Genomic DNA, 12,479 nt, shown 5'->3' with positions numbered 1-12,479 from the left:
GCCTTGGTCACCAGCTTTGCCGCCCCAAAATGTCAGAGCGCCATCATCAGCAAAGCCATGCTGGATACGAAAACCGCCATCGAGGCAAATGCAGCAACGTCACGAAGAATTTCGGTCATTTCTGTCTCCTTGTCCCTTTATGTTTTTATTTTGTTCTGCTCTTGTTCCAATGTCAACCTAAAAAAACCGCAGCCTCGGCGGAACAAATTCCACCGAGGCGCAGGGACGTCAGAAAAAAGGAGAAGAAAGCGGGCTGAGATCAGACGACGAGTTCGACGACCTTGCCGTCGACCAAGGTGACGCAGCGGTCCATCCGGCGGGCAATGTCGTGGTTGTGGGTCGCGATCATGGCCGAGAGACCGGACTGACGGACCAGCGCTTCGAGCGCCGAGAAGACATAGCTTGCAGTTTCGGGATCGAGGTTGCCGGTCGGTTCGTCGGCAAGAAGCACCAGCGGAGCGTTGGCGACCGCGCGGGCAATTGCCACGCGCTGCTGTTCGCCGCCGGAAAGTTCGGCCGGGCGGTGATCGGCGCGATGACCGACACGCATATAGTCGAGAAGCTGTTTGGCGCGTTCGGCGGCCTCTGGCTTGGTGAGCCCGGCGATCAGCTGCGGCATCATCACGTTTTCCAGCGCGGAGAATTCCGGCAGCAGATGATGGAACTGGTAGACGAAGCCGATCGACTTCCGGCGGATGGCCGTGCGCTGCTCGTCGCCCAGTTCCTGACAGGCAACGCCGCCAACGGTCACTTCGCCGCCGTCGGGATGCTCCAGAAGTCCGGCAACATGCAGAAGCGTCGACTTGCCCGTACCCGACGGGGCGACCAGCGCCACGGTCTCACCCGTGCGCAAGGTGAAGTCCGCGCCTTTCAGGATCGAGAGTACGGTTTCGCCCTGGCCATAATGGCGATCGATGCCGGCAAGCGAGAGAACCACGTCTTTTGCCATTGATTTCGGCATCCTCATTCGTAACGCAGAGCCTGGACGGGATCCAGGCGCGAGGCCCGCCAGGCCGGGAAGATGGTGGCCATGAAGGACAGGCTGAGCGCCATGATGATAACCGAGATGGTCTCACTGGCGTTCATGTCCGCGGGCAGCTGGCTCAGGAAATAGAGTTCGGGGTCGAAGAGCATCGTTCCGGAGACCCAGGAGAAGAACTGGCGGATGCTTTCGATGTTCAGACAGACGATCACGCCGAGCACGACACCTGCCAGAGTTCCTGCCGTGCCGATCGCGGCACCCGTCATGAAGAAGATGCGCATGATGGCACCGGATGTCGCGCCCATGGTGCGGAGGATTGCGATATCGCTCGCCTTATCCTTCACCAGCATGATCAGACCGGAAATGATGTTCAGCGCCGCGACAAGCACGATCAGCGTCAGGATCATGAACATGACGTTCCGCTCGACCTGAAGGGCCGAGAAGAAGGTCTGGTTGCGCTGGCGCCAGTCGGTGAGGAAGATCTGGCGGCCGGCGGCCTCCTCGATCAATGGACGCAGCTCGTCCACGGCATCCGGATTGGAGATGAAGAGCTCGATCGACTGAACGATGCCTTCGACATTGAAATAGATCTGCGATTCCTCGAGCGGCATATAGATGATCGAGGCATCATATTCAGACATGCCGATTTCGAAGATGGCCGAGACCGGATAGGACTTCACCCGCGGATTGACGCCGAGCGGAGTCACGTCGCCTTCGGGAGAGACCAGGGTGATTGTATCTCCCGCTGAAAGCCCCAGCTGGGCTGCCATGCGCGAGCCAATGAGAACACCCTCCCCGGTGGCAAAACCAACCAGATCGCCGGAGCGGATGTTGGATGAAACGACCGACAGCTTCGTCAGATCATCGGGGCGGATGCCGCGTACCAGGGCGCCTGTGCCGGCACCCTCACGTCCCGAAGCCAGCGTCTGCCCTTCGACCAGCGGCAGTGCCATGGTGACGCCCGGAACCGCTGCGAACCGCTCGGCCAATCCAGCATAGTCGCTCAGCGGCTGGTCGACAGCCTGAACGATCATGTGGCCGTTGATGCCGAGAATGCGCGAGACGAGCTCGGTGCGGAAGCCGTTCATCACGGCCATGACAATGATCAGCGTCGCCACGCCAAGCATGATGCCGATGAAGGAGAAGCCGGCAATGACGGAAATGAAGGCTTCCTTGCGCCGGGCACGCAGATAGCGCCAGGCCACCATGCGTTCAAAGCCGGAAAAGGCGCGCGCAGTTGCGGCCTTGTCCGTGTCCACCGTCTCGTTGCCAACGGCCGTCGTCGCCATGGTTTCTCCTTGCCTCGGGATCAAGTCTCAAGACCCGACCTTGGTTCGGCGTAAGGCTTTTGCCTTAGGCCGTCAGCTTGTTGATCGCCGCTTCGATCGTCAGTGTCTCGCGGGCACCGGTCTTGCGGTCCTTGAGCTCGACTTCGCCGGCAGCAACGGCACGAGGACCCGCAATGACCTGGACCGGCACGCCAATCAGATCGGCAGTGGCGAACTTGGTGCCGGCACGATCGTCGGTGTCGTCATAAAGCACGTCCTTGCCGGCATTCTGCAGCGCGACATAGAGGCGATCGCAGGTGGTGTCGCAAGCCTCGTCACCCGGCTTCATGTTGATGACAACGGCATCGAAAGGCGCGACCGAAGCCGGCCAGATGATTCCGTTCTCGTCATGCGAGGCTTCGATGATGGCCGGAACAAGGCGCGTCGGGCCGATACCATAGGAGCCCATGTGGACAAGGTGTTCCTTGCCATCGGGACCCTGCACCTTGGCGCCCATCGGCTCGGAATATTTGGTGCCGAAATAGAAGATGTGGCCGACCTCGATGCCGCGCGCGGAGAGGCGGTCGCCTTCCGGGATCGTACCGAAAGCGGCTTCGTCATGCATTTCCGACGTCGCGGCGTAAACCGAGGTCCACTTATCGAAAACCGACTGCAGGCCGTCGACGCTGTCGAAATCGGTGTCGGCGGCGGGGATGTCGAAATCGACGAAGCTCTTGTGGCAGTAGACTTCCGACTCACCGGTGTCGGCGAGAATGATGAATTCGTGGCTGTGATTGCCGCCGATCGGGCCGGTATCGGCGCGCATCGGGATGGCGCGCAGGCCGAGGCGATCGAAGGTGCGCAGGTAAGCGACGAACATCTTGTTGTAGGAATGGATCGCGTCGGCCTGGGTCAAGTCGAAGGAATAGGCATCCTTCATCAGGAATTCGCGCGAACGCATGGTGCCGAAGCGCGGACGGATCTCGTCACGGAACTTCAGCTGGATGTGGTAGAGGTTGAGCGGCAGGCTCTTGTAGGACTTGACCGACGAGCGGAAGATGTCGGTGATCATCTCCTCATTGGTCGGACCATAGAGCATCGGACGGTCCTGCCGGTCGCGAATGCGCAGCATTTCCTTGCCATAGTCCTCGTAGCGGCCGCTTTCCTGCCAGAGCTCGGCCGACTGCAGTGTCGGCATGGAAAGCTCGATGGCGCCGGCGCGGTTCTGCTCTTCGCGGATGATGGCGTTGACCTTGTCGAGCACGCGCTTGCCGAGCGGCAACCAGGAATAAATGCCCTGGCTCTGCTGGCGGATCATGCCCGTCCGCAACATCAGGCGGTGAGAGACGATCTCGGCTTCCTTGGGGTTTTCCTTCAGGATCGGCATGAAGTAGCGCGACAGACGCATAACGAATTCCAGATGGTTGTCGATGCCGCCAAAGCGGCGGAATCAGCGATTGAAACGGGATGTCAGGAAGCGTTCATAGCCGGTTGGACTGGAGAAGAAAACCCGCAAGCGCCGTTCGCTCGCCTCGCCCACAGCCGGCACCACAAGCGCCCCATTCGGATGCGCAGGCGGCAAGACAATGTTCCGTCAAAAGCTGCAAATCAGGTCATTGCATGACCCTTATGCGACAAAGCGGCATGATTAAATTTTTTTTGGATGAGTGTAACAAATCTGCAAGATTCAGGGGTGACAAGGACCAATGATTGGGCTAGGTTCAGCCCATAAAAGAGGCAGGGAGTACAAATCTTTGCCACACTCGCGGTCAAGTCTTGGGAGGATCAGATCTAGGCGCGCCCGTTCGCAGCCCCTTAATTGGTGAAGGATCACGCGAAGCTTCGAACAAGGTCTTTTGACCTTGTTTTTTTTTGCCCTGTTGACGGAATGGAGCGAGCCGAGTGGCGCTGGTCAGCCTCGCGGCTCAAGCCCCGGCATGATGACGGGCAGATCGTTGAAGCCGATGTCGAAATAGGTGCCGGCAACATACCAGGCGCCGTAGATCAGCGCCGAGACCACGGTCGTCGTCAGGAAGATGCGCGCCGCACGGAAGCGGGTCGGCGCACTGGCCACGGTGCCCGGCACGACCTCCTGGTCCTCGTCCTGCGTGCGAAGGCCGATCGGCAGCACGGCAAACAGCACAAGCCACCAGATCACGAAATAGACCGCCAGTCCCGACAGGATCGCCATGATGTTTCGCTCCAGACTTAGCTGGCGCCAGACGTCCCGCCTGCGCCGCTCGCCCCCCTATAATCGCGGAAGCGGCCCGGCACAAAGACAAAAGCGTCGCAGCCCTGATCGAGCCGCGATCAACAAGACTTCATCGCGTCGTGAATGCGCCTCAGACCTGCTCGAGTTCGATCAGGGTGCCGAAGAAGTCCTTCGGATGCAGAAACAGGACCGGCTTGCCATGCGCGCCGATCTTTGGATCGCCACTGCCGAGAACCCGGGCACCTGAGGCCGACAACTGGTCGCGGGCGGCCAGGATATCGGCGACCTCGTAACAGATGTGATGCATGCCGCCCGAGGGATTCTTTTCCAGGAAGGCTGCGATCGGCGAGGCGTCGCCGAGCGGCTCCAGGAGTTCGACCTTGGTGTTTTCGAGTTCGACGAAGACGACGGTCACGCCATGCTCGGGAAGCGCCTGGGCCTGGGACACCTTGGCGCCGAGCGTATCACGATAGCTCGCGGTGGCAGCGGTGAGGTCCGGAACGGCGATGGCGATGTGATTGACGCGGCCGAGCATGTCTTCCTCCAGTCGTTGCGGGCAAAGATTAGGTCATCCCTGCCCGCCTCGTCCCTCAGACTTTGGTCAGGAACACCGTGACGATCGGCTTCTTGCCCCAGACTTCGTTTGCAGTCGAGCGCACCGCGCGGCGGATGGATTCGCGAACGGTGTCGAGATCCTTGCGACGGCTGCGGGGAATGCTTTCGACGGCGCCGAGAACGGCGTCGTAAAGCGTATCCTCCATCAATTCCCCCTCATGGTCGACTTCGGGCAGGCCGAAAGCCACCACATCGGGATCACCAAGGAAATCGAAGCGGCTGTCGAGAAGCACACTGACGGCAACATGGCCGACATAGGAGAGCTTCTTGCGGTCGGCGATGCCCATTTCTTCGATGTCGCCGACGAGCTTGCCGTCCTTGTAGACGCGGCCGAAGGGAGCCTGAGCGATAACTTCGGCAGGACCCGGTGCCACGCGCAGCATGTCGCCATTGCGGACACGCGGAACGTTCGGGATGCCGGCCTGAAGCGCCAATTCCTTCTGGGCGACCAGATGGGCGGCCTCACCATGCACCGGCACGAGGAACTGCGGACGAACCCACTCGTACATCTTCAGGAGTTCATTGCGGCGCGGATGGCCCGAAACGTGGACCAGCGCGTCGTTGTCGGTGATGATGTGGACGCCCTGCTCGATGAGGCCGTTCTTGATCTCGAGGATCGCCTTCTCGTTACCCGGGATGGCACGCGAGGAGAAGACGACCGTGTCGCCCTTCGTCAGCGCCACATTGCGCATCTCGTCGCGCGAGAGCTTGGCGAGCGCTGCACGCGCTTCGCCCTGACTGCCAGTCAGGATGATGACGACCTTGTCACGCGGTATGAAGCCGAATTCGTCTTCGGCGAGGAAGGGCTTGATGCCCTCCATGATGCCGATGTCCTGAGCAACGTTCGTGACGCGCTTCAGCGAACTGCCAAGCAGCAGGACTTCACGCCCGGCCGCTTCCGCTGCCTGGGCAATCGAACGGATACGCCCGACATTCGAGGAGAAGGTGGTGATCGCAACACGGCCTTCCGCCGCTTCGATGATCTTCTGCAAGCCTGCAGAGACTTCCTCTTCGGAAGGCGAGACACCATCACGCATGGCATTGGTCGAATCGCAGAACATCGCCAGCACGCCCTCGTCGCCGACGGCACGGAAGCGGTCCTCGTCGGTCAGCGGGCCGAGCGACGGATTGTGGTCGATCTTCCAGTCACCCGTATGGATGAGATTGCCGAGCGGCGTGCGGATGACGAGCGACATCGGCTCGGGGATAGAATGGTTGACGCCGATCGCCTCGATCTCGAACGGGCCGACATTGATCCGGTCGCCCTGCTTGAAAGGCGTGATTGGAATCTCGGCGCGCGAGCCTTCATAGTCGCGCTTGGCTTCCAGCATGCCGGCGGTGAAGCGCGAGGCGTAGACGGGTACGTTGAGGCCCGGCCAGAGGTCGTTCAGCGCACCGTAGTGATCTTCGTGGGCATGGGTGATGATGATGCCCTTGAGATTCTTCTTCTGCTTCTTGATGAAGCTGATATCGGGCAGTACGAGATCCACGCCCGGCAGGTCCGGACCGGCGAAAGTCACGCCGCAGTCGACCATGATCCACTGGCGATTGGACGGCGGGCCATAGCCGTACAATGCGAGGTTCATGCCGATTTCTCCCACGCCGCCCAGCGGCAGGAAAACCAGTTCGTCGTTATTGGCCATTCTCAGTTCCGATCCAGTCTACCCGAAAAACACGTCTCCGGCGGCAACCGACATCATTCCGTCGGAGCCCCGGTCGAGCAACAAAATTCCCTTATCATCGATTCCGGAAAAGATACCGGAAATCGAGCGGTCCGGGAGATTCACAGTTATTTTCTCGCCGATGCCACAGGCGACGCGACGCCAGCGTCGCACGATCTCGGCGATCCCCCTGCCCTCGTCCCACACACCAAGCACTTGCGCCATCTCGGCGAAAAGATGGGCGAAGAATTCCGGCGGCGAGGTCGGTACGCCCTGATCGGCGAGCGAGGTCACCGGATAGAGCGTCAGGTTGGGTCGGTGCGCGATATTGATGCCGATCCCGATGGCAAGTGCCATGCGGCCATCTGCCATGCGTTCCGCCTCCAGCAAGATACCCGACGTCTTCTTCCGACCGATCAGCACATCGTTCGGCCATTTGATCTCGACGGGTTCGCCACCCGGCGGCATCACCGTTTGCACGGCGGCATGAACGGCGAGTGCCACGGCGAGTGGCAGCGATCCCAGCTGATCTGCCGGAGCCGGGTCGATCAGCAGCAGGGTCGAATAGAGATTGCCGCGTTCCGACACCCAGGGGCGACCCCGACGGCCGCGGCCGCCGGTCTGGCGCTCGGCCGTCAACCACAGAAAACCGGAATCGCCCGCGCGAGCGCGGGCGAATGCTTCCGTATTGGTGGACGAAACTTCGTCGAGGGCTTCGTGCCGGAAATCGTCGAGCGAAATCCGGCGCGGTCTACCGAGGCTGGTCAATTAAACAACGTCTTTGCAGCAGCTTCAGCGGCAGTGCCGAGCGGACCACCAATCAGGACATAACCGACGACGAAAAGGCCGGAGAGACCGAAGACGAGGCGGAGTTCAACCGCCGTGCGGGCAAACTCGCCCTTGGCTTCGTCGAACCACATCACCTTGATGATGCGCAGGTAGTAGTAGGCACCGATGACCGAGGCCAGAACGCCGATGATGGCCAGCGCATAGAGCTTGGCTTCGATTGCAGCGACGAAGACGAAGTACTTGGCGAAGAAGCCGGCGAGCGGCGGGATGCCTGCGAGCGAAAACATCAGAGCCGTCAGAACGAAGGCCATGAAGGGACGCGTGGTCGACAGGCCGGCGAGATCGTCAATGTTCTCGACATTGCCGCCTTCCTTCTGGCGCATGGCCATGATGCAGGCGAAGGTGCCGAGCGTCATCACCAGATAGATCAGCATGTAGAGCAGGACGCCGGCGACGCCGGTGTCCGTGCCGGCGGCAAGACCGACCAGCGCATAGCCCATGTGACCGATGGAGGAATAGGCCATCAGTCGCTTGATGTTCCTCTGACCAATCGCGGCAACCGAGCCGAGGACCATAGAAGCGATCGAGATGAAGACGACGATCTGCTGCCATTCGGCGAAGATCGGCAGGAAGGCGTCGATGACGATGCGGACGAGGATCGCCATGGCACCGATCTTCGGGGCAGCGGCGAGGAAAGCGGTGACCGGGGTCGGCGCGCCTTCGTAAACGTCCGGTGTCCACATGTGGAACGGAACGGCCGAGATCTTGAAGGCTAGACCGGCCAGCACAAAGACGAGGCCGAAGATCAAGCCGAGCGAAGGTTCGCCTGCCGAGAGAACGGTCGCAATTTCGTTGAAGCCGGTATTGCCGGTGAAACCGTAGACCAGCGACATGCCGTAGAGCAGCATACCCGAGGAGAGCGCACCGAGGACGAAATACTTGAGGCCGGCTTCGGTCGAACGCAGGCTGTCGCGGTTGATGGCTGCGACGACATACAGTGCGAGCGACTGCAGTTCCAGCGCCATATAGAGCGTGATCAAATCGTTGGCCGAGATCATCAGCATGATGCCGAGGGTCGCCAGCACGAGAAGGACCGGGAATTCGAACTTGTCGAGGTGGTCGTATCGGGCGTGGCCGACCGCCATGATCATCGCCGTCACCGAACCGATGAGGGCGAGGATCTTCATGAACTTGGCATAGCCATCGGCGAGATAGGCGCCGTTGAAGGCTTCACCCTCCTGCCCGGCGAAAATGAGCCAGGCACCGGAGAAGATCAAAAGCGCGATCGCAAGCCCCGTGACGACACTGTTCGACCGATCGCCCGAAAACACACCGATCATGAGCAGCACCATGGCGCCCACGGCCAGGATCAATTCCGGCGTGACCAGATGCAGGCTAGCAATGAGAGTTTCAACGGTCATGTCCAAAGGATCCTGTCGTCAGTTCGCAATCAGCGCCAGAGACTGGGCTGCTTGCAAGGCTGCGGAGTAGTTGTTCACCAGATTGTCGACGGAGGCGGCGGTCGCATCGAGGATGGGAGCCGGATAGACGCCGAAGAAGATGGTGAGGGCGATCAGCGGATAAAGGGTCAGCTTTTCGCGGGTCGAAAGGTCGAGCATGCTCTTCAGGCTCTCCTTCTCGAGCGCACCGAAGACGACCCGGCGATAGAGCCAGAGCGCATAGGCTGCCGAAAGGATGACGCCTGTGGCGGCAAAGAGCGCAACCCAGGTGTTGACGCGGAAGACGCCGATCAGGGTCAGGAACTCGCCGACGAAACCGGAGGTGCCGGGCAGGCCGACATTCGCCATGGTGAAGACCATGAAGGCGAGCGCATATTTCGGCATGTTGTTGACCAGACCACCATAGGCCGCGATCTCGCGGGTATGGAGACGGTCGTAGATCACGCCGACGCAGAGGAAGAGCGCGCCCGATACGAAGCCGTGGCTGATCATCTGGAAGATCGCACCCTGCACACCCTGCTGGTTCGCAGCAAAGATACCCATGGTCACGTAACCCATGTGGGCGACCGAGGAATAGGCGATCAGCTTCTTCATGTCGTCCTGCATCAGGGCGACCAGCGAGGTGTATATGATCGCGATGACCGACAGCGTGAAGACGAAGGGCGCAAAGAAATCCGACGCCAGCGGGAACATCGGCAGCGAGAAGCGCAGGAAGCCGTAGCCGCCAAGCTTCAGGAGGATGCCCGCCAGGATGACGGAACCGGCGGTCGGCGCCTGAACGTGCGCGTCGGGCAGCCAGGTGTGAACCGGCCACATCGGCATCTTCACCGCGAACGACGCGAAGAAGGCGAGCCATAGCCAGGTCTGCATCTGCGGCGGGAAGTCGTGCTGTAGAAGCGCTGCGATGTCGGTCGTGCCGGCATCCCAGTACATTGCCATGATGGCAAGCAGCATCAGCACCGAGCCGAGCAGCGTGTAGAGGAAGAACTTGTAGGACGCGTAGACGCGGTCCTTGCCACCCCAGACACCGATGATGATGAACATCGGGATGAGGCCGGCCTCGAAGAACACATAGAAGAGCACGATGTCGAGCGAGACGAACACGCCGATCATCAGGGTCTCGAGGATCAGGAAGGCGATCATGTATTCCTTCAGGCGCTTCTCGACCGAGGTCCAGCTCGCGAGAATGCAGAAGGGCATGAGCAGCGTCGTCAGGATGACGAAGAGCATCGAAATGCCGTCGACGCCGACATGGTAGGAGATGCCGGTGCCGAGCCAGCCATGCTTCTCCACCATCTGGAAACCGGTGTTCGAATTGTCGAAGTTGATCCAGATGAAGAGCGACACGACGAAGGTGAAGACCGTCGTCAGCAGCGAGACGTTCAGGATGTTGCGGCGGCCGAGAGAGGTGTCACCACGGGTCAGCAGCAGCAGCGCCACGCCGACCAGAGGAAGGAAGGTGACCGTCGAGAGAATGGGCCAATCGGTCATCAGAGGGAGCTCCCGAGCATCATCCAGGTAACGAGGGCCGCAATGCCAATGAGCATCGCGAAGGCATAGTGGTAGAGGTAACCCGACTGCAGGCGGACGACCTTCTGGGTCAGGCCGCCGACGGCCGAGGCAACGCCGTTCGGGCCATAGGCGTCGATGGTGGCAACGTCACCCTTCTTCCAGAGGAAGCGGCCGAGCGCCTTCGAGGACCGAACGAAGAGGAAGTCGTAGAGCTCGTCGAAGTACCACTTGTTGAGCAGGAACTGGTAGAGCATCCACTGCTGTTCAGCGAGCTTCTTCGGCGCCGACGGGTTCTTGATATACATGTACCAGGCGGTGACGAAGCCGAGGGCCATGGCGACGAACGGGCTCCACTTCACCCACTTCGGCACTTCATGGAACTCTTCGAGGACCGTGTTGGTGGGCAGCGTGAAAAGCGCACCCTTCCAGAATTCGGCATAGTGATGGCCGAAGAAGTAATCGTGGAAGATCACGCCTGCGACGACGGCACCGATGCCGAGCAGAAGAAGCGGCAGCAGCATGACCATCGGCGACTCATGGACGTGGTGCATGACGTCAGCGGAAGCGCGCGGCTTGCCGAAGAAGGTCATGAAGGCCAGACGCCACGAGTAGAAGCTGGTGAAGAGGGCCGCAATCACGAGCAGGGTGAAGGCGAAGACGCCGACCGAGCTGTGCGAGGCGAAGGCGGATTCGATGATGGCATCCTTGGAGAAGAAGCCGGCAAAGCCGATGATCGTGCCCGGGATACCGACGCCGGTCAGCGCCAGCGTACCGATCGTCATCGCCCAGAAGGTGTAGGGGATGTGCTTGCGCAGACCACCCATGTAACGCATGTCCTGCTCGCCATCGACGGCGTGGATGACGGAACCGGCACCCAAGAACAGCAGCGCCTTGAAGAAGGCGTGCGTGAAAAGGTGGAAGACGGCCGCACCGTAGGCGCCGACGCCGAGCGCCACGAACATGTAACCGAGCTGCGAGCAGGTCGAATAGGCGATGACACGCTTGATGTCGTTCTGCACGAGGCCGACGGTCGCGGCAAAGAAGGCCGTGATCGCGCCGACGATCGTGACGATCATCAGGGCATCGGGCGACAATTCGAAGATCGGCGACATGCGGGCGACGAGGAAGACGCCTGCGGTGACCATGGTTGCGGCGTGAATCAGCGCCGAAACCGGGGTCGGGCCTTCCATCGCGTCCGGCAGCCAGGTGTGCAGCAGGAACTGCGCCGACTTACCCATCGCACCCATGAACAGCAGCAGGCAGGCGCCGGTCAGCGCATGGCTGCGGTCGAGCTGCAGGCCGAAGAGGTTCAGGACCACTTCCGGCGATGCGGCGGGATCCGCCGGCAGATAGGACTGGGCCGAAGCGAAGATCGTCTCGAAGTTGACCGAGCCGAACATCACGAAGAGCGCCGAGATGCCGAGGATGAAGCCGAAGTCACCGACGCGGTTGACGATGAAGGCCTTCATGGCAGCAGCCGAAGCGGACGGCTTCTTGTACCAGAAGCCGATCAGCAGATAGGACGCCAGACCCACACCTTCCCAGCCGAAGAACATCTGCAGCAGGTTGTCCGACGTGATGAGCATCAGCATCGCGAAGGTGAAGAGCGACAGATAGGCAAAGAAGCGCGGCCGATGCGGATCGTGATGCATGTAGCCGATCGAGTAGAGGTGCACGAGGCACGACACCGAGTTGACGACGACGAACATGACCGCCGTCAGCGTGTCGACGCGGAAGGCCCATTCGACATCGATGCCGCCGGACTGGATCCAGCGCAGCACGGGCACCTTGATGACCTCGTGGGCCTCATGGCTCATGGCGACGTTGAAGAAGACAACCCAGGACAGAAGCGCCACGATGATCATCAGACCGGTCGTGATGTATTCCGAGGCCTTGGCGCCGATCTGACGGCCGAGCAGGCCGGCGATCAGAAAGCCGATCAGGGGGAGAAAGACGATAGCCTTGTAGATCATGACCCGA

General features: G+C 60.7%; 11 protein-coding genes. 1 reads left to right on the top strand and 10 read right to left on the bottom strand.

Annotation, left to right across the window (positions count from 1 at the left end):
• Positions 1–259: 259 nt before the first annotated feature.
• The 3 genes from QWE_RS17950 to proS all read right to left on the bottom strand — a co-directional run bounded on the left by QWE_RS17950 (position 260) and on the right by proS (position 3,658).
• Positions 260–949: an ABC transporter ATP-binding protein gene (locus QWE_RS17950; protein ID WP_006727590.1), complete on the bottom strand. Its 690-nt coding sequence runs from the start codon at positions 947–949 to the stop codon at positions 260–262.
• Positions 950–963: 14 nt separating this feature from the next.
• Positions 964–2,271 carry a lipoprotein-releasing ABC transporter permease subunit gene (locus QWE_RS17945; RefSeq protein ID WP_006727589.1) on the bottom strand — a complete coding sequence of 436 codons (1,308 nt, stop codon included), beginning with the start codon at positions 2,269–2,271 and terminating at the stop codon, positions 964–966.
• A gap of 64 nt (positions 2,272–2,335) precedes the next feature.
• A complete protein-coding gene (gene proS, locus QWE_RS17940; protein ID WP_006727588.1) occupies positions 2,336–3,658 on the bottom strand; it encodes a proline--tRNA ligase in 1,323 nt (440 codons plus the stop codon).
• Between the two features lie 12 nt (positions 3,659–3,670).
• Between proS and QWE_RS25325 the strand changes: the two genes are divergently transcribed.
• On the top strand, positions 3,671–3,874 hold the full coding sequence (locus QWE_RS25325; RefSeq protein WP_157790730.1) for a hypothetical protein: 204 nt from the start codon (positions 3,671–3,673) through the stop codon (positions 3,872–3,874).
• Between the two features lie 288 nt (positions 3,875–4,162).
• On the opposite strand, the gene QWE_RS17935 is transcribed toward QWE_RS25325, so the two are convergent.
• From QWE_RS17935 to nuoL, 7 genes are all read right to left on the bottom strand, one after another.
• Positions 4,163–4,441 carry a DUF1467 family protein gene (locus tag QWE_RS17935; protein WP_006727587.1) on the bottom strand — a complete coding sequence of 93 codons (279 nt, stop codon included), beginning with the start codon at positions 4,439–4,441 and terminating at the stop codon, positions 4,163–4,165.
• A gap of 151 nt (positions 4,442–4,592) precedes the next feature.
• Positions 4,593–4,997 (bottom strand): methylmalonyl-CoA epimerase, encoded by a 405-nt coding sequence (gene mce, locus QWE_RS17930; protein ID WP_006727586.1) that lies wholly within the window; start codon positions 4,995–4,997, stop codon positions 4,593–4,595.
• Positions 4,998–5,052: 55 nt separating this feature from the next.
• The gene (locus QWE_RS17925) at positions 5,053–6,720 is read right to left on the bottom strand and encodes a ribonuclease J (RefSeq protein ID WP_006727585.1); all 1,668 of its coding nucleotides are present in this window, start codon (positions 6,718–6,720) and stop codon (positions 5,053–5,055) included.
• Positions 6,721–6,738: 18 nt separating this feature from the next.
• Positions 6,739–7,506: a biotin--[acetyl-CoA-carboxylase] ligase gene (locus QWE_RS17920; RefSeq protein ID WP_006727584.1), complete on the bottom strand. Its 768-nt coding sequence runs from the start codon at positions 7,504–7,506 to the stop codon at positions 6,739–6,741.
• Positions 7,503–8,948, bottom strand: coding sequence for an NADH-quinone oxidoreductase subunit NuoN (gene nuoN / locus QWE_RS17915; RefSeq protein WP_006727583.1), 1,446 nt, complete (start codon positions 8,946–8,948; stop codon positions 7,503–7,505). Before nuoN ends, QWE_RS17920 begins: the two co-directional genes overlap by 4 nt.
• A gap of 18 nt (positions 8,949–8,966) precedes the next feature.
• On the bottom strand, positions 8,967–10,478 hold the full coding sequence (locus QWE_RS17910; protein ID WP_006727582.1) for an NADH-quinone oxidoreductase subunit M: 1,512 nt from the start codon (positions 10,476–10,478) through the stop codon (positions 8,967–8,969).
• On the bottom strand, positions 10,478–12,472 hold the full coding sequence (nuoL, locus tag QWE_RS17905; RefSeq protein WP_006727581.1) for an NADH-quinone oxidoreductase subunit L: 1,995 nt from the start codon (positions 12,470–12,472) through the stop codon (positions 10,478–10,480). Before nuoL ends, QWE_RS17910 begins: the two co-directional genes overlap by 1 nt.
• Positions 12,473–12,479 lie beyond the last annotated feature (7 nt).

The sequence above is a fragment of the Agrobacterium albertimagni AOL15 genome (assembly GCF_000300855.1).
Lineage (GTDB): Bacteria > Pseudomonadota > Alphaproteobacteria > Rhizobiales > Rhizobiaceae > Allorhizobium > Allorhizobium albertimagni.
This window is presented reverse-complemented; position numbering and strand designations above follow the sequence as displayed.